Source organism: uncultured Granulicatella sp. (assembly GCF_963528315.1).
Classification (GTDB): domain Bacteria; phylum Bacillota; class Bacilli; order Lactobacillales; family Aerococcaceae; genus Granulicatella.
The window spans coordinates 59,409-77,748 of sequence record NZ_CAURVV010000003.1 but is presented as its reverse complement, the minus strand read 5'-3'; the positions used below and the strand labels follow the sequence as shown (position 1 = coordinate 77,748).

The 18,340-nt window shown below is 31.6% G+C and carries 14 protein-coding genes, 1 tRNA gene and 1 pseudogene; 2 read left to right on the top strand and 14 right to left on the bottom strand.

What is annotated here, in order from left to right:
- Positions 1-175: 175 nt before the first annotated feature.
- Positions 176-1,276: a hypothetical protein gene (locus RYK07_RS01615; protein WP_314852074.1), complete on the bottom strand. Its 1,101-nt coding sequence runs from the start codon at positions 1,274-1,276 to the stop codon at positions 176-178.
- Between the two features lie 105 nt (positions 1,277-1,381).
- Here RYK07_RS01615 and RYK07_RS01610 point away from each other — a divergent pair, with 105 nt between their 5' ends.
- Positions 1,382-2,314 carry a YegS/Rv2252/BmrU family lipid kinase gene (locus tag RYK07_RS01610; RefSeq protein WP_314852073.1) on the top strand — a complete coding sequence of 311 codons (933 nt, stop codon included), beginning with the start codon at positions 1,382-1,384 and terminating at the stop codon, positions 2,312-2,314.
- 44 nt (positions 2,315-2,358) lie between these two features.
- Here the strand turns inward: RYK07_RS01610 and RYK07_RS01605 are convergent, their stop codons facing one another.
- The 8 genes from RYK07_RS01605 to RYK07_RS01570 form a co-directional block, all read right to left on the bottom strand.
- Positions 2,359-3,099 (bottom strand): MerR family transcriptional regulator, encoded by a 741-nt coding sequence (locus tag RYK07_RS01605; protein ID WP_314852072.1) that lies wholly within the window; start codon positions 3,097-3,099, stop codon positions 2,359-2,361.
- 100 nt (positions 3,100-3,199) lie between these two features.
- On the bottom strand, positions 3,200-4,057 hold the full coding sequence (locus RYK07_RS01600) for a YitT family protein (protein ID WP_314852071.1): 858 nt from the start codon (positions 4,055-4,057) through the stop codon (positions 3,200-3,202).
- Positions 4,058-4,075: 18 nt separating this feature from the next.
- Positions 4,076-4,966 (bottom strand): YitT family protein, encoded by an 891-nt coding sequence (locus tag RYK07_RS01595; RefSeq protein ID WP_314852070.1) that lies wholly within the window; start codon positions 4,964-4,966, stop codon positions 4,076-4,078.
- Positions 4,963-5,853: a VOC family protein gene (locus RYK07_RS01590; protein ID WP_006702762.1), complete on the bottom strand. Its 891-nt coding sequence runs from the start codon at positions 5,851-5,853 to the stop codon at positions 4,963-4,965. The genes RYK07_RS01595 and RYK07_RS01590 overlap by 4 nt, the downstream gene beginning before the upstream one ends.
- Positions 5,854-5,951: 98 nt before the next feature.
- Complete coding sequence (locus RYK07_RS01585; protein ID WP_006702763.1) at positions 5,952-6,881, bottom strand: manganese-dependent inorganic pyrophosphatase; 930 nt, start codon at positions 6,879-6,881, stop codon at positions 5,952-5,954.
- 65 nt (positions 6,882-6,946) lie between these two features.
- Positions 6,947-7,708 carry a pyruvate formate-lyase-activating protein gene (gene pflA, locus RYK07_RS01580; RefSeq protein ID WP_314852069.1) on the bottom strand — a complete coding sequence of 254 codons (762 nt, stop codon included), beginning with the start codon at positions 7,706-7,708 and terminating at the stop codon, positions 6,947-6,949.
- A 135-nt stretch (positions 7,709-7,843) separates the two neighbouring features.
- Positions 7,844-7,917, bottom strand: a tRNA-Arg gene (locus tag RYK07_RS01575).
- Between the two features lie 93 nt (positions 7,918-8,010).
- The gene (locus tag RYK07_RS01570) at positions 8,011-8,355 is read right to left on the bottom strand and encodes a hypothetical protein (RefSeq protein WP_314852068.1); all 345 of its coding nucleotides are present in this window, start codon (positions 8,353-8,355) and stop codon (positions 8,011-8,013) included.
- Positions 8,356-8,440: 85 nt separating this feature from the next.
- Between RYK07_RS01570 and RYK07_RS01565 the strand changes: the two are divergent.
- A pseudogene (locus tag RYK07_RS01565) lies at positions 8,441-9,046 on the top strand (N-formylglutamate amidohydrolase); the annotation flags it as partial.
- A gap of 4 nt (positions 9,047-9,050) precedes the next feature.
- On the opposite strand, the gene RYK07_RS01560 reads toward RYK07_RS01565, so the two are convergent.
- The 5 genes from RYK07_RS01560 to RYK07_RS01540 all read right to left on the bottom strand — a co-directional run bounded on the left by RYK07_RS01560 (position 9,051) and on the right by RYK07_RS01540 (position 18,301).
- Positions 9,051-10,889 carry an IS1182 family transposase gene (locus RYK07_RS01560; protein WP_399546212.1) on the bottom strand — a complete coding sequence of 613 codons (1,839 nt, stop codon included), beginning with the start codon at positions 10,887-10,889 and terminating at the stop codon, positions 9,051-9,053.
- Positions 10,890-11,051: 162 nt separating this feature from the next.
- Complete coding sequence (locus RYK07_RS01555; RefSeq protein ID WP_314852066.1) at positions 11,052-15,377, bottom strand: PolC-type DNA polymerase III; 4,326 nt, start codon at positions 15,375-15,377, stop codon at positions 11,052-11,054.
- Between the two features lie 87 nt (positions 15,378-15,464).
- Positions 15,465-16,727 (bottom strand): RIP metalloprotease RseP, encoded by a 1,263-nt coding sequence (gene rseP, locus RYK07_RS01550; RefSeq protein ID WP_314852065.1) that lies wholly within the window; start codon positions 16,725-16,727, stop codon positions 15,465-15,467.
- Between the two features lie 9 nt (positions 16,728-16,736).
- Entirely contained in the window at positions 16,737-17,537 is an 801-nt protein-coding gene (locus RYK07_RS01545; RefSeq protein WP_314852064.1) for a phosphatidate cytidylyltransferase, read from the bottom strand.
- Positions 17,534-18,301 carry an isoprenyl transferase gene (locus RYK07_RS01540; protein WP_314852096.1) on the bottom strand — a complete coding sequence of 256 codons (768 nt, stop codon included), beginning with the start codon at positions 18,299-18,301 and terminating at the stop codon, positions 17,534-17,536. Before RYK07_RS01540 ends, RYK07_RS01545 begins: the two co-directional genes overlap by 4 nt.
- Positions 18,302-18,340 lie beyond the last annotated feature (39 nt).

The window sequence follows — 18,340 nt, the reverse complement described above, 5'->3', positions numbered from 1 at the left end:
TTATCTCACTTCCAAAAGAGAAAAGACTAGTTCATAGTAGCATTAACACAATAAGACAAATATGACTTATTGTGTAGGAAAATTCGAGACCAAGGCTCGAATTTTAGCAATGAAACCGTCAGGTTTGCTTGCGTCCTTTGCTACTATGAATAGTCTTTTCGATGCCATATCAATTCTAATCAATACGCAGCACTTTTCTTACGCAATAATATCCGGGAACTAACTCTTTCTCCTTATCCTCTATCCCCTCACCACGATAATACGAAGATAAAGGCAATAAATTAATAATCGGTGCCTTATGAGTCTCTTCTAACCAACCACCTTTCGTATAACTCTCATCATCTATTAATTCCGGACCGAATTCTGCATTTGCGATGATTAATCCAAACATATTCTCTTTCCATAAAGGAGAAATATTTTTATGGAATAATTGACGTTTTAACTGATTTCCCCATTTGAATAAACGACGACAGCTTCCACCACAACAATATTCCCATTCATCTTCAGTAAATAATCCAAAACCATGACGCTCCACTTCTCTTTTTAAATCAGAATACGATTCAGCATCATCTACATAACAATCAAAAACATCTAGATTTATCTGATTTTGCTGAATAAATAGAGATGATTTTCTTCCTACAGTAGGATAGTCTTTTAAAAAATGATTGTCTTGACCTTCAGGTTGTAATATTTGTTGAATTAATTGAAGGATTTCTTCAGAGTGATATTCATGATTGGATAATTGACCTGAAACGACATTATATTGTCCAATGTATTTTAATCCAACAAACTTTGGTTTCTTTTCAACTAATAATGCTGGAATATCAACTTCTCTTAATGGAGATGTTGAAGCATTAATTTTATCATCAATATAATCTGTCGATAATCGAATGTGAGAAAAATCCTGATTTAAAAAACCTGTTTCTGTCAAAAGTGTACTTGTTAAATGTTGATTACAATAACGTTTTAACTCATATCTTAATTCTTGACGCTCTTCACTACAATCTAGACCTGACAATCCAGATAATCCATTATCCCATCCCAAAATACACTTTTTCTGTCCAGGAACAAAAACATACTCTACTCCGTCAATACTTATTTCAAATGTATCTGTCTTAAATCCTCCAAATTGATAACTAACAGGAGTAATTTCTGTTACTTCTAATATTGGATTTACAAAATGCCTTACAACATTTTGAATGACTAAAGTTTTCATTTCATTTGATAATGTTTTCCATGTAGGATTTAATACCGCTTCAAAAAAATTATTGGACATTTATATCACCTCAGTTCTATTATAAAACATAAATTTAAAATTCTCCATTTCATTTATAATGTAGATTTGTTATAATATAATTTAATAAAAATGAGGGAGTCTTTTATGGAGTACATCATTATCGCAAATCCTCATTCTGGTGCTGGAATGGGAATGAAACAATTTAATTTACTTATTCAATATTTCACCGATCATTCTATAGCATTTTCGAGTCATTTAACTCATTATGCTGGGGAAGTGTATCAAATTATAAAAAAAATATTACCATCTCTTAATGCCAATCATCGTATCATTATTATTGGTGGAGATGGAACATTAAATGAAGCAATTGCCACTTTTATTAAATTTCAAAAATCTATTCCAATCAGTTACTTACCAGCAGGAACAGGCAATGATTTTTCAAGAGAAATGAATTTTACACATGACATTCCAACCTTTATAGAACGATTAAATAATGAAATGATTTCAACACTAGAACTGATTTCCTACAATGAAAGATTATCTCATACTTGTGGTATTGCACTAAACTCTCTAGGTTTTGGAATTGATGCTGCAATTTGCCAGCTAAATACATTAAAATCTAAAAAACAAAAAAGTAAACTAGGCTTAAATAAATTATCTTATTTAACACCTATTATTAATGCTTTTAAAAATCATAAAGAATTTCAAGCTTCCATACAAATTAATAACGAACCTGTTCAATTTACAGATAAAAATTTATTAGTCGGACTATTCAATCACTCTTATTTTGGAGGAGGAATTCGATTTGTTCCAACTGCAAAACAAAATTCACATAACTTTGAAGTAGTAGTTGCTAGAGATGTTACTACTCCAACTATACTAAAAGCATTTCCATTTATTTTATGGAATAAACAACATTTTGAACGTTTTCCTAAAAATTTAATCAAACAAACTGCTACCACAGCTTCTATCAAAATCGAACAACCTATTTTGATGCAGACAGATGGTGAATTTTATTCATTTGAAGAAGTTGAACTAGAAGCTAGATTGATTACATATCCAATCTATTTAACATAAAAACAAGAGAACTGGAGTCTACCCACTCCAGTTCTCTTTTTCAATTATCCTCTCACTTGTGCTACATATTGTTGAATAGCGTCACAGGCATATTGCCCAACACCTTTTCCATATTTATCTAAATTTGTTCTAAACTCTTCATTATGTGCATACCCTAATCCGATACTTGAAAATACATCAATTGAACAATCAAATGCATACTGACACATATGTTGATGTAATTCCTTTGCAAGGGCAACATTTACTGAATCCGTTGCTGGAATTCCTTTTTCGATATTATCTGCATAAGTAAAGAAGATACGATTAAAACCTTCAGCTACAATATCTTCTTTTCCTTTTTGTTTTTCCTCAGCTTCATTTATAACTTCTTCACCATATTTTTTTATTGCATCTTTTTTATATTTTTTATTATCTGAAACACTAAATCCTTTAAATTTTTCTTCTGTTGACATCCTAATTTTCCTTTCTGTAGACAGAATTGTCTTTTCTAATGTATCAATTAATGTTAGAAGTTTTTCCTTTTCATTTTGCATTAACATTAATTGTTTTTGTAAGTGTGGTAATAAGTCCTCTTCCTTCTGTTGCAAAAGTGACTGAATTTCTTTTAGAGAAAATCCTAAATATTTATAATAAAGAATCGTTTGTAGATAAGATAAGTCTTCCTCACTATAATACCGATAACCATTTTCGTCTTTTTGTGGTGAAAGTAAACCTATATTGTCATAATGATGTAAAGTGCGCACCGATACACCACTAAGTTCACTCACTTGTTTAATGAAATACATCTTTATTCCTCCTAACAATTACAGTATAAGGTATGACGCTAGGTTATAGTCAAGATTTTTTTCAAAAAAATACACTTCCATTTTAGGAAGTGTATAAAAATTATGATTTTGGATGATACGTAAATCCTTCACCAATAACATGTGTTACTTCGGTAATAATGATAAAAGCTTTAGGATCTACATCATGAATAATTCTTTGTAAAGTCATCACTTGTAGACGGTTTACTGCTACAAATAATACTTTTCGTTCTTCACGAGAATAAAAACCATGACCGTCTAGAATGGTTGTTCCACGACCAATTTTTTCTTGAATTTGAGCTCCAATCTCTTCATATTTCTTAGAAATAATCATAAAGGATTTCTTAGAGTTAAAGCCTTCTAAAACAAGGTTAATTATTCTACTAGCTGTAAATAAATAAATTAATGTAATTATAACTTTTTCTAAATCTGAAATAATCGATAATGGGCTTACAACAAAAACATCTAACATTAATAATGAAACTGAAACATTCCAACCTAAATACTTTTTCAACATCATGGCAATAATATCTGTACCAGCAGTAGTTCCATTTCCAAGCATTACAAGACCTAAAGCTGCACCACTAACTACTCCTCCACCAATAGCAGCTAATAATACATTATGTGGTACAAATTGATACATTCCTCTAGTGATATCTAGAAAGACAGACATTAAAATTACTGCATATACGGTATAAAACATTGTTCGGCGTTCTAAAAACTGGTAACCAATTAATAATAAAACTAAGTTAATCACTAAGTTAGAAGTCCCAGGATTAATGCCAAATATATAATATAGTAACAAAGTAATTCCCGTTACACCACCACTCCCGAATTGATTCGGAATCACAACTGCATTAATCATAAACGAAAAAATAAAGGAACCAATGGTTACCATTAAAATTGAAATGAAAGTTTCTTGATTTAAATATTTTTTCATATAGACTTCTCCTTTCTCTTACTCTGGGTCTCGATGAAATCTTCCATAAAAGTTTTCCGTTGCGAATTGATTAATAATAACACGAGGATCTGCTTCCTTTAATACAGAAATGGCATCAATCAATTCATAAGAAGATAACACCGTATGTAATAAATACATTTTTTCATGACTAAATCCACCAATTGCTTCTACACATGAAATACCATGGCGAATATTTTTTAAATAAGCTTGCATAACTTCCTCACCATAACGTGTTGTAATTTGTAAGGTTACACGATGATAACGTTGATGGAAAGTACTGATTACTTTTGTAGAAATATATTGGAAAATAATTGAATATCCAGCATATCTCCAACCAAAAATAGCTCCGAAAATAATTAACAATAAAGTATTAAACACAAACACTTCTTGCCAAATGGTTTTTCCATTTCTATTTGAGAAGTATAATGCAACAAAGTCAGTTCCTCCTGTTGAAGCATTTCCTTTTAAGGCAATTGAAATGTAAATTCCATTCAATACTCCACCAAAAATTACATTTAATAAAACATCATCAAAAATTGGTTCAAAATTTAATACTCGAATAAAGAAACTTCCAAAAAATACTTGTAAAATCGAATAAAATGTAAACCTTGGACTAATTCCACGATAACAAATAATGGCAACTGGAATATTTAAAGCTAACATCATTAATGAAATGGAAATATCCAACCCAAATAATTCTGCAATTTGATGAATTAAAATGGATACCCCTAAAAATCCACTAGAAAGTAGGTTTGAAGGTTGAATGAATACTTTAAGTGTAAAAGCTTGTAAAAAACCAGATAAAATAATGGCAAATAAACTGACTAAATGACGTACTTTTGGATTTTTTCGATATTTACGATATCTAGCTACATTAAACATACTCATAGGCGTTCCCCCACTTTAAAGTGATAACGAATATGATCAGGCGTTAATACTTTTAATTCAGAGTCTTGATATAAATAAGGCCATTCAATTTCTTCTAAACGTTCTACAATAGCTTCTATGACTTTTATTTCTGGAACAAAAAACATAATTTCTCTTACCCCATACATTGTATGAGTAGCATCAATTACCTGCCACTCATTAACTGCAATGGAATAATAATGTTCATTGATTTGAAAATTAATACGCTCTGCAACATAATCATAAGTTGTTTTAAATTGAAAATTCTTTGTTAAAAAATCCGATGTTTTTTGAATATCATTTACAATATAATGTACTTGATTTAATCGTGTTTTAGCGGGTAAACCATGGACTCCCGTATCTCCTAATTGAATAAATTCTTGGATAGGAATCGTCACTTCGTTACCTTCTAAATATTGCATTTCATGATTCACATCTTCTAGTAATAAATCTTTTTTTACACAGTAAAATTTCAAACGATTTTGTTCAGGATCCATAATATAAAATCCTTCACTATAACCATCATCACAAGTTGCCATAATCATTTGTTCTTCTAACAGAAAATGATTACTCAAATCTCCCAATAATTGTTTCTTTGGAATTTCAAACCCTAAGTAATACGTTAAATTAGTCTTACGGGTGCCAGTATTTTCAGCTGTCATTAGACGAATCATTGGAATACTTCCTTGAGGCAATCCTAACAAAACTTCCGTTTCAAAGTCTTGTAAAATGGTTAACCCAAGAACTTGTGTATAAAACCTCTTCATGCTATGAATATTTTCTACAAATAATGTTACTTGAGCTATATCCCATTCTTTTTTTGAACCAGAAGGCAATAAATTTTTTAAATAATCAAATAAATTTTTCACTGCTCTTCATCCTTTATTATTTCAAATTAAAAATAAAATAATCCGAACATGATATCAGATTTGTATCATCAATAGTTCGGATTCAACATCAATTCATTCTAGTTTTCGAATGCAACTGTTAAAGGTGGTACCACTTGTTTTTTACGAGATACAACACCTGGTAAAATCAATAGACCATTTTCATACTCTGTATTAAATGCTTTTGCAACAGTTTCTAATGCTTCTCCGACAACTAAGCCAGTAGAAACACTTGTTAAAATATTTGTTACAACTAATAAGAATGTATCATAGCCATGAGTTGCATTTGCTTCTTTCATACTAAATTCTAATGCTTCTCTACGAGCTAATAGTTCTTGTTCATCTACAACATTCACTTGAGCAATACGCATATTGTATGAACCCATTGGGAATGATTTTGCATCTAAATCAATTAACTCAGCTTCAGATTTAGTAGATAAATTTGTACCTGCTTTTAACATTTCTAATCCATAAGAATTTACATCAATTTCTGCAATACGAGCTAATTCAGTTGCAGCTTCGATATCTTGTTGTGTACATGTTGGTGATTTAAATAATAATGTATCAGAAACAATTGCTGAAACCATTAAACCTGCAATTTCTTTTGGAATTTCAATTCCATATTCTTTATACATTTTAAATAAAATTGTATTTGTACATCCTACTGGTTCACAACGATAGAATAGAGGATTTGCAGTTTGGAAATTCGCAATTCGATGGTGATCTACAACATATTGTACTTCAACTTTTTCAACATCAGAAGCACTTTGTTGAACTTCATTATGGTCCACTAATGCTACTCTATCTGTTTCTTCACTAACTGAAGATACGACACGTGGAGCTGTTCGATTAAAATAATTCAATGCATATTGAGTTTCTTCATTAGGTTCTCCTAATGCAACTGCTTCTGCTTCTTCACCTAATTGTTTTAATAAATAAGCATACGAAATTGCTGATGTAATCGCATCTGTATCTGGATTTTGGTGTCCAAAAACTAATAATTTACTCATCTTTAATCCTCACTTTTATAAATTTTATAATGACTATTTTACCACACAATGTTTAGAAAACCAAACTAAACTTCTAAATACCCTTTGTATTCTTGTGTTCTTAAAATACGATTTGCATTTGCAACACGTTCTTTTGTTGGTGGCTCAATATGTTCTAATTTGTATGGAATACCTAAATTTTTCCATTTATACACACCTAAACGATGGTATGGTAAAACTTCAAATTTTAATACATTTTTTAATCCAGCAACAAATTCACTTAAACGTTCTAAATACTCATCATAATCTGAACGTTCTGGAACTAATACATGACGAATCCAAACAGGTTGACCTTTATCTGATAAATATTCTGCTAATTGTAAAATATTTTTATTAGTCCAAGCTGTTAATTTCTTATGTTGTTCATCATCAATATGTTTAATATCTAATAAAATTAAATCTGTATATTCTAATAATTCCTCAAATTTGCTAAAGAATGGTTCATCATACGTGAATGGCATTCCACAACTGTCTAATGTAGTATGGATTCCCATTGCTTTACAACGTTTAAAGAAATCAATTAAAAAATCAACTTGTAGTAAAGGTTCTCCTCCACTGACTGTTACGCCACCTTTTTTACCCCAAAAGGCACGATAGCGTAAAGCTTCTTCCAATAATTCTTGACTTGTAATTTTTTTCCCTCCGCCAATATTCCATGTATCTGGATTATGGCAAAACTCGCAACGCATACGACATCCTTGCATAAATGTTACAAATCGAACCCCAGGTCCATCAACAGAACCAAAACTTTCTGTAGAATGAATATATCCAACAACTGGTTCACTCATTCATTATCCCTCCATTTTGTCATTACTTGTTACCATTATAACACATTTTAATAAGAAACGGTTGATGCTTTCTTCAAAGTCTTTTAATTTTATAGAAAAAAAAGAACGTTGATTACTCAACGTTCTCGAATCTAGCGTTCTAGGAGGGATTCGAACCCCCGACCGTTCGCTTAGAAGGCGAATGCTCTATCCTGCTGAGCTACTAGAACAGTACAAAAGTTATTATAACAATATGTATAATAACTGTCAATACTTGTAAAATAAATTCTACTTTTATAAATTGTACTTTTTATAGACAACAATTATAAAATAAATGAACTTGTTTTAATTTGCTTTTGATAATATTTTTTGCGAAATTCTAATAATTGACTCAATACGATATCAACCATTTCACCATAGGTCATTGAAGTTTCCGTTGTCTTGTATTCTAATTCATCTTCAGATATAACATTACCATTATCGTCTACATATTCTACTGTATCATTTTCATTACGATACGATAATAAAAATTTATGTTGAAATTCTGGATAATACGTAAATGAGGCATATATTGTATTCTTTTCTCTAAAACTTGATGCACAAGCTAACACTTCTGAGGTAAATTCCTTTAAATAATCATGCAATTCATCAATTTCACGTTGGTTCATCTCACTCACTCCTTTACAACATTATACTAAATACATTATCTATTTCAATAGAAACTTTCATTATGATAAAAACTATACTACAATAATGAAAAGGAGGTATTTTATGAACGTTTATTTAACAGTTGCTCATACTACAAATTATTCTCCCTTGCTTATTTCAATTCCTCATTCAGGTACTGAAATTCCTAAATCGATTCAAAATCGAATCAATCAGCAAGCAAAAAGAATTCATACCGATTGGCAATTAGATTTATTCATAAAAGATTTTCCATTTACAACAATTACTTCAAATTTATCTAGATATGTTGTAGATGTTAATCGTTCTAAATATAGTTCTAAAAATGCTACATTTCCAATCATTCCCAAATATGACGAATTTGGCAATCCTTTATTTAAACAATATCCTTCAAAATCCATTCAACAACAATGGATAAAGGAATATTACACTCCTTATTACGATGCAATATTCAAACAAATAACTGTAAAGAAACAAAATAATTCAAGCGTTTGTTTACTGGATTTACATAGCTATGATGATCAATACTTTCATACAAAAAAAATTATTATTAGCACTAAAGGACGTTCAACAATATCAAAAGAATCGTTAAATTATATTTTAAATTGTTTTGAAAAAGCAGGTTTGTCAACTCAGCTAGATAAGCCTTTTAAAGGTGGAAATATTATTCATGAAGTATCTAAGCAACCAAATATAGAAGCGATTCAAATAGAAATACCTTATTCACTCTATCTTCATAACAATATATTGGATTCACAAAAATCGAAAAACTTACAAGAAAAATTACTACAAATCTTTTTACAAATTGAAGAATATTATAAAGAGGCTGGGCATAAAGTCTCAAAAATAGAAGAAAGCACGTCCTGATTTTGACCGAAATCAAAATTAGGACGTGCTTTTTATTAAATTCAGTAAAAATAAGGGGGATAAACCACCCTTGATTCATACTATTTAAGATATATCCCCTTAATCTCTGCAGATTCATCCCTAAAAAGAGCAGACCGATGTCATTATGAACTGCATTTTTTCCTCTGACATGAGTTCTACGCATACCAAAATTACGTTTCATCTGACCGAAAACAGGCTCAACTTCAATTTTTCGTTGAGCATATATACTACTTCCACGGTCACTATGTAACGCTTCTTTAATCGTTTCTTTATAAGATTCCCAAACTTGGTTCACACGAATTTGACGTTGTTGTCCAGTAGGAGTTTTCGCCAATTCATCTAGCGCTTTTGTTACTTGAGTAGAATCTGCCTCATACACTTTAAAATGACGAGTAAAGCCATTTTTATCATTTCTTGTAGAATAATATTTAAAACTAAATTTCACACCTAAATGATCAATATAATAATCTTCCTCTTCATTGTAATCCCAATTTTGTCTATTAGATGGATTATTTTTAAACTTCTTAGTTTGTTCTTTTTCGTACATTGTGTAAGGTATCAAAGGTGTCTTTTCATACTCTTCAAGAATCAATTGATAGTTTTCTTCACTACCATACCCAGCATCCGCAACAATAGTAGAAAAATTATCTAATAGTTTAAATGAATTTAAAAATGGTTTAAGAGTACGCATATCTGTAGGGTTAGGAAATACATCAAAGCCTAAAACATATTGATGATTCGTTGCGATTTGAAGATTATAACCAGGTTTCAACTCTCGATTTTTCATGGCATCTTCTTTCATGCACATAAAAGTAGCATCGTTATCTGTTTTAGAATAACTATTTCGATTATCAAATGTTTCCTTAGCTTTAGTATATTTTTCTTTACGAGGCAGAAAATCTTTTTCAAGTTGACGTTTAAAAGAATTTAACAAACGTCTTTTCTGTTTGTTTTTAGAACCACCAACAATATGATTAGGTTCTTCTTGAATAAGTTCTTCTAACTGATTAAGAGATTCATTAGCAGCTTCAATCATGGCATTAACACCATATTCAGTAATTTTTTCTTCTTCTGATAAAGCAATATTCACTTGATTTTGAATTAATTGATCATATAATGTATTAATTTTTTCATTTAAAGCTTCATCATATCTTTCAATAGCTTTACGCCATACAAATGAATAACGATTGGCATCTGCTTGAACTTTTGTACCATCAATAAATAAACTATCTGAATCAATAATATGATAGTGTTGGAGTAATAAAGTAAAGTATACGAAAATGTTTTTAATGATAGAGGAAAACTGTTCATTACTTCTAAAATTATTAATAACATGGTAACAGACATAAGTTTGTTGAGACAGCCACTGCATCGGAATATTTTCTTCATTCAATTGAACAATTTTTCTACCACTATACGTAGAACGAGTATAAGCGAAGAGAATCATTTTTAATAACATACGAGGATGATGAGCAGGTCTACCCATTTTTGATGTTGTATTAGGAAAGATAATAGAATCTGGAATAGAATCTACAAACTGATTAATGAATCGAGCAATGTGATTTTTAGGAACAGTTAATGTAAAATTTAGTTCTAAAGTATCTGTTGGTGTGGTATAATTTTTGTACATAGGAGTCACCCTTTCTTATTTTATTTCGTTCAAACTTATTATAACAGAGGTAGACTCCTATGTTTAATTTATAAGACTAAAAAGCACTATAAAATCCTGTTTCAGAATTTTATAGTGCTTTCTTCTATTTTTGAGACTTTTTGCCCAGTCTCTACTTTTTCATTAAAAATCAAATAAGGATAATTGATTCTCATCTGGTAAGTCATCTAATACTTTATTCTCAGTCATATAATCAATTAAAGTTTTAGAAACTTTCCCACGTGTTGCTAAATCTTTTTTAGAAATAAATGGTTGTTCTTGTCTTGCTTCAACAATTTTGTTGGCTACGTTTAGTCCTAATCCTGGAATTGATCTAAATGGAGCAATTAAACTATCTCCTTCAATCACAAAATTCACTGCATCAGACTTTTCAATATCGACCATTTTGAAGCTAAAACCACGTTCACACATTTCATTAGCTAATTCAAGTACCGTTAATAAGTTTACCTCTTTAGTACTTGCGTCATTTCCTTTATCACGGATTTCCTTCATTCTTTGTTTAATCATTTCTTTTCCTTGTGACATTGCCACAATATCAAAGTCTTGAGCACGAACTGAGAAATAAGCACAGTAATATAATAAAGGTTTATGAACTTTAAACCACGCTACACGTAAAGCCATTAATACATAAGCTGCAGCATGGGCTTTCGGGAACATGTACTTAATCTTCAAGCATGATTCGATATACCATTCTGGGACATTATTTTCTCGCATCATTGCTTGATAGTCTTCCGGTATTCCCTTCCCTTTACGTACCCCTTCCATAATTTTGAAAGCAGCGCCGTTTTCAACACCTTTATGAATTAAGTACACCATAATATCATCACGACATCCAATTACTTCAGAAAGTGGGATACCATGTAGTCGAATTAATTCTTCTGCATTTCCAAGATATACGTCTGTACCATGAGATAGTCCTGAAATTTGTAGTAACTCTGTAAATGTAGTTGGCTTTGTTTGTTCTAACATTCCACGTACAAATTTTGTACCGAACTCAGGAATTCCGAGTGTACCCGTATTTGAATCAATTTGTTCTGGCGTTACGCCTAATACTTCTGTTCCACCGAAGATTTTCATCACTTCTGGATCATCTGGTGGAATATCCTTCGGTTCAATTCCTGATAAATCTTGTAGCATTCTAATTACAGTCGGATCATCGTGTCCAAGTATATCGAGTTTTAACACATTATCATGGATGGAATGGAAATCAAAGTGTGTCGTTTTCCACTCTGCATTTTGGTCATCTGCTGGGAATTGGATTGGAGTAAAGTCGTAAACATCCATATAATCTGGAATTACAATAATCCCCCCTGGGTGTTGTCCGGTACTTCTTTTAACTCCTGTACACCCTTTTGCTAAACGATCAATTTCCGCTTGTCTAAATTCTAATCCTAAATCTCGTTCATATCCTTTTACATATCCAAAGGCTGTTTTATCCGCAACAGTACCAATGGTTCCTGCACGATATACATAATCTTCTCCGAATAATACTTTCGTATAGTTATGCGCTTGTGGCTGATATTCCCCTGAGAAGTTTAAATCGATATCGGGTACTTTATCCCCATAGAATCCTAAGAACGTTTCAAATGGAATATCATGTCCATCTTTTGCAAGTCGTGTTCCACATTTAGGACAATCTTTTTCAGGCAAGTCAAAACCAGAACCAACAGAACCATCATCAAAAAATTCTGAATAACAACAATTTGGACAACGATAGTGAGGCGCTAATGGATTTACTTCAGTAATTCCAGTTAATGTCGCTACTAATGAGGAACCAACGGAACCACGAGATCCTACTAAATACCCATCTTCATTACTTTTATGCACTAATTTTTGAGAAATTAAGTAAATAACCGAGAATCCATTTCCGATAATACTCTTTAACTCTTTATCGATACGTTTCTCAACGATTTCTGGTAATTCTTCTCCATACCATTCATGAGCTTTGTCATAACTTAATTTTGTGATTTCATCTTCTGCCCCTTCAATTTTAGGCGTATATAAGTCATCTTTAATTGGAATAATCACTTCTAACTGATCATTAACCCAATGAGTATTTGTCACAACGACTTCAAAAGCTTTTTCTTCTCCTAAAAAGGCGAATTCATCTAGCATTTCATTCGTCGTTCTAAAATGTACATCTGGATAATTTAATTTTTGTCCATTATTCACAGATGTTAATAAAATTTCTCGATAAATTTTATCTTCCGGATTTAAGTAGTGAACATTCCCTGTTGCAACAACTGGAATATCTAGTTCTTCTCCTAATTTCACGAGATTTTTAATAATTTCTTCTAGATGGTGTTCATTTCGAATGAGTTCTTTGTCAATTAATGGGCGATAGACTGCTTTTGGCATAATTTCAATATAATCATAAAACTTAGCCTTTTCTTTAGCTTCTTCATAGCCTTTTTGCATCATTGCTTCAAAGACTTCCCCTTCACTACATCCAGAACCAATTAAAAATGAATCTCTATTTTCAATTAACATGCTTCGTAAAATTCTAGGAACTCTGTAAAAATATTGTACATTGGAAGCTGAGACTACTTTAAAGAGTTCTTTCAATCCTGCTTGATGCTTAGCAAAAATCGTTGCGTGGAATGGACGACCATTTTTGAACACTTCTTCTGGGTGTAAGTTCGTATTCAATTGGTCATGATAAATGAGCCCATGATCATTCGCAGCTTCTTTTAAGAAAATATGACATAAATGTCCAGTTGTTTCTGAATCAAATACCGCACGGTGATGTTGTTCTAAGGCAACATTATAACGTTTGGCTAATGTATTTAAACGGTGAGATTTTAATTGTGGATGTAGTAATCTAGATAACTCTAATGTATCAATGACCGGTTGAGTTGTTTTCTCCAAACCTTCTTTTTCATATCCAGTATTTAAAAATCCCATATCGAAACTGGCATTATGTGCAACTAAAATCGTATCTTTTGTAAATGCTGCAAATTCTTTTAATACTTGAGCTTGTGATTTAGAACCACGAACCATATCATCTGTAATACCTGTTAATTGAATGGTTGTCGCAGATAATGGATGTCCTGGATCAATAAATTCTTCAAACTTATCGATAACATTTCCTTTATGCATTTTAACGGCGGCTAATTCAATAATAGAATCATAAATAGCTGATAAACCTGTTGTTTCAACGTCAAACACTACATAAGTCGCATCTTCTAATAAAATATGTTGTGGATTATAGGCAACATTCACTTGGTCATCGACAATATTTCCTTCTAATCCATATAAAATTTTAATATTATTTCCTTTTCCTGCTCCATGAGCTTCTGGATACGATTGTAAGTTTGCATGATCTGTAATGGCTACAGCAGGATGTCCCCATTTTGCTGCTTGTTTCACTAAATCACTCGCAGAATTCGTTGCATCCATGACCGACATATTTGTGTGTAAATGTAATTCAATACGTTTTTGGTCTTCTGGCGCACGATCAATTCGACCAATATGCTCGACTTTATTCATATCTCGAACAATCATATTTAATTCTTGAGAAAATTTATTAATCTCAATATTTCCATAAGCTTTTACCCATGTTCCTTTTTTTAAGGCAGCTAAACGTTCTTCATCTTCAGCTGTTGAGGGAAATAAAGTTGCTCCAATCGATGAAGTGTAGTCCGTCATTTTAATATTGGCAAAGGACTTTCCACTTGCTTTTCTTGTACGAATTTCAATATCAAAAATTTGCGCTTCAACTAATACATTTCGCTCTTCTTCATAAATATCTGCAATCTCTCTTGTTTCTAAATTACTACGAATCGCTTTTCCATATAAAATAGATGAATCTGAATTAGCTGCAGCAGGTTTAGAAGATGCAGTTTCTTGTACTTCTTTTTGTTGAACAGCTTTTTCTTGATACTCTTGTTCAATCGTTTCATGTTTGATTCGTAACTCTTCTTCTAATTGACTACCTAATTCGTCATTGACAATAATATTCACACCCATTTTTGGAAAACCAAAATTCTCAAAATATTGTTGAATTTTTTTGATGTAATTTTCATTGACATGAGATTTAGTAATTTCATTTGGACAATGAAATTGTATTTTTTTCTGATTCCAAGTAGGGATTTGTCCTGATAGTAATTGAACTACAAGAGGTGATTCTTGTTGTAATTGGAAGAGAACCATTTCCCAATACGCTTGAATTTGTTCTTGGGTAATTTGAGACTCTTCTCTCGTTTTGACTACTAATCTTACCTGAGCAATTTTTTCATAAGTCTGTTTCAATTGTTCATAGAAACGTTTGAATTTCTCGTACTGTATCACATGATTCGTCTCAATATTAAAACACCATTCCGGAATACTTTTTGTAATATCAATTTTTGTTAATGAGGCTTGATCAAAATCTGGTTGTAAAAACTCTTCATTGTCTAGCTGCAATTGATTCATTAACGTTAAAAATAATTGTTGTTGATGTTCTGACACTTGATCACTCCTCTCTGAAACTGAAAAAATAAGTGAGGTTTTCTATTAAATTGCTATAGAAAACCATCACTTACCTCCTGTTACTTGTTAAAATAATTTACTAATATCATTCCATGTCACTAAAATCATTAAAATGATTAAAAATACTGCCCCGGCAATTGTAATATAAGATTCATACTCCGGTTTTAGAGGCTTCTTACGAATCCCCTCGATGATATTTAATACTAATTTACCTCCATCTAATGCAGGAATTGGTAATAAATTCATAATCCCAATATTGGCACTAATTAATCCTAAGAAATTCAAAACAGAAATAACGCCATTTTGAGCAACTTGAGAAGTTAGTGAGAACATTGCTACTGGACCACCTAAATGATTAATAGAAAATCCTTTTGTAAAGAATGATGCAATCGTTAAGAATACCGAACTAATGACAAACCATGTTTGAGTAAAACCATAAAGTACTTTAGACAATACATCTGTTTTCTTCGCAGATTCAATTCCTAAAATACCAACTTTAGAACCGTCTGATAAATCATACGCTTTAGGCGTTACAACAATCGTTTGTTGATTTCCATTTCGTTCAATCACAAGTTTCGTTTCAAGGTCAGCACGTGGAGAAATTTGTTTACTAATGTCTCCCCATTTTTGAACTGGCTGTCCTTCAATTTCAATAATTTTATCTCCTACTTGTAAACCAGCTGTTTGTGCAGCAGAATCACTTGAAAAGTTTCCAACTACTGCTTCATTAGAAGGAACTCCTCCTGCTAAAAATGCTACGATGATAAATGTAATAATCGATAAAATAAAATTATTCATTGGTCCCGCAAAATTTGTTAACATACGGTCTTTTAAACTAGCAGAATTAAATTGACGTTCAATTGGAGCAACAGATACTTCAGTACCATCTTCTTCAATAATGGTTGCTGTTTTAGAAACCTTTAAAATGTCTAATTTTTCTGTTTGAGGTTTATATCCTTTTACTACCATCTTTTTTTCTAAATCACAAGATTCAATTTGGAAAGGAATACCTTGTTCTAATTCAGTAGATGGATCAAATGAAATTTGCTGAACAATTCCATCTTCTAATCGAAGTGTCACCATCATACCAGGTTTAATCTCTTGATCACTTTCCTCATGACCCGCCATACGAACATATCCACCAACGGGTAGTAATCGTAATGTATAAACCGTCTCACCTTTACGCACTTGGAATACCTTTGGTCCCATTCCAATGGCAAATTCTTTTACTAAAATACCTGCACGTTTTGCAAAATAAAAGTGTCCAAATTCATGAATAGTCACAATGACACCAAATACAAATAAAAATGCAATAATTGTTTTAATCATATGTCCTCCTTAATGAGTACCAATAAATTTCAATACAATTTGAAACATAAACATTGCAAAAAATGTTGAATCAAATCGGTCTAATACTCCTCCATGACCTGGGAAAATTTTCCCAGAATCTTTTACATTAAATCTACGTTTATAAGCAGATTCTACTAAATCACCTAATTGTCCAAATACGGATAAGGCAATCATTAAAATGGTCATTTCAATAAAATGAAATCCTAGAGGGTTAAATAGTTTTAAAGCAATAGTCCCTAAACCAATCGCTCCAATCACTCCACCAATGGAACCTTCAATCGTTTTATTTGGGCTAATAGCAGGTGCTAATTTATGTTTGCCAAAAGCTCTTCCTGTAAAATAAGCAAACGTATCAGTTCCCCATATAATACAAAAAACAAAAACGACCATTCCAAAACCATATTCACGTACATATAAAATTCCGGAAAATCCTCCGCCAACATATAAAGCTATAAGAGATAAGAAACTGACATCTTCAATAAATAATGTCTCACTTTTATATACCGTTAACGACATTAATAACATGACACAAAGGAAGAAAATATAAAAGAAATCAACTCCTACTGGCAATTCAATAATTGGCGCTCTTGCAAAAATAATCGATAGGGTAGCTATAAGAGTTAAGACTCCTTCAATAGAAAAAATAGATAATTTCTTCATTTGAAAAAATTCAAAAATAGCAACAAATGATAAAAATGCAATAACTGCTTTTAATAAATGCCCACCAATGATTAAAGCAGGAATAAACAACATCAAGGCAACAATGGCAGTGATGATCCGTGTCTTCATGAAATTAATCCTCCATATCGTCTCTGACGTTTCTGGTACGTTAAAATCGCTTCTTCTAGATCTTCTTTACTAAAATCTGGCCAAAAAATATCTGTAAAATAATATTCACTATAGGCTAATTGCCATAAAAGAAAATTACTTAACCGTTGTTCACCACTTGTACGGATCATTAAATCTGGATCTGATAAATCTCCTAAAAAATTCGTTTGTAAATGATTCGCAAATACTTCTTCATTAATAGATTCAGCATCATATTCGCCATTAGAAACATCTACTGCAATTTCTTTTACCGCTTGAAGAATTTCTGCTCTAGAACCATAATTTAAAGCAAAACATAGCGTCATTCCTGTATTGTCTTTTGTATCCTCAACAGCTTTTTCAACGACTCTTCTTGTTGCTTCAGGCAATTGATCGGTAAATCCAATTAAACGAATACGCATATTTCTCTCTTGCAATTCAGGCATAAATGAACTAAAAAAGTCACCAGGAAGTTTCATTAAAAAGCTCACTTCTTCGGTTGGTCTCTTCCAATTTTCTGTACTAAACGCATACATGGTCATAGCCTTTACTCCTAATTCATCAGCAGCAATAGCTATTCTTTTAACCGTACTCATTCCCTCTTTATGACCAGCAATTCGAGGTAAATTTCTACTTTTCGCCCAACGTCCATTACCATCCATAATAACAGCAATATGTTGAGGAATATTTGTTTTATCTAATTCAATAGTTTTCGTTTCTTTTTTCTTTTTCCAAAAAAGCATCATTTCAATTCCTTTACTTATGAAATACTCTTTCATTGTAAC

Bases quoted from the DNA above. Each gene is read 5' to 3' on its own strand.
- RYK07_RS01615 (WP_314852074.1), bottom strand. From the start codon at position 1,276: ATGTCCAATAATTTTTTTGAAGCGGTATTAAATCCTACATGGAAAACA.
- RYK07_RS01610 (WP_314852073.1), top strand. From the start codon at position 1,382: ATGGAGTACATCATTATCGCAAATCCTCATTCTGGTGCTGGAATGGGA.
- RYK07_RS01605 (WP_314852072.1), bottom strand. From the start codon at position 3,099: ATGTATTTCATTAAACAAGTGAGTGAACTTAGTGGTGTATCGGTGCGC.
- RYK07_RS01600 (WP_314852071.1), bottom strand. From the start codon at position 4,057: ATGAAAAAATATTTAAATCAAGAAACTTTCATTTCAATTTTAATGGTA.
- RYK07_RS01595 (WP_314852070.1), bottom strand. From the start codon at position 4,966: ATGAGTATGTTTAATGTAGCTAGATATCGTAAATATCGAAAAAATCCA.
- RYK07_RS01585 (WP_006702763.1), bottom strand. From the start codon at position 6,881: ATGAGTAAATTATTAGTTTTTGGACACCAAAATCCAGATACAGATGCG.
- pflA (WP_314852069.1), bottom strand. From the start codon at position 7,708: ATGAGTGAACCAGTTGTTGGATATATTCATTCTACAGAAAGTTTTGGT.
- RYK07_RS01570 (WP_314852068.1), bottom strand. From the start codon at position 8,355: ATGAACCAACGTGAAATTGATGAATTGCATGATTATTTAAAGGAATTT.
- RYK07_RS01560 (WP_399546212.1), bottom strand. From the start codon at position 10,889: ATGTACAAAAATTATACCACACCAACAGATACTTTAGAACTAAATTTT.
- rseP (WP_314852065.1), bottom strand. From the start codon at position 16,727: ATGATTAAAACAATTATTGCATTTTTATTTGTATTTGGTGTCATTGTG.
- RYK07_RS01545 (WP_314852064.1), bottom strand. From the start codon at position 17,537: ATGAAGACACGGATCATCACTGCCATTGTTGCCTTGATGTTGTTTATT.
- RYK07_RS01540 (WP_314852096.1), bottom strand. From the start codon at position 18,301: ATGATGCTTTTTTGGAAAAAGAAAAAAGAAACGAAAACTATTGAATTA.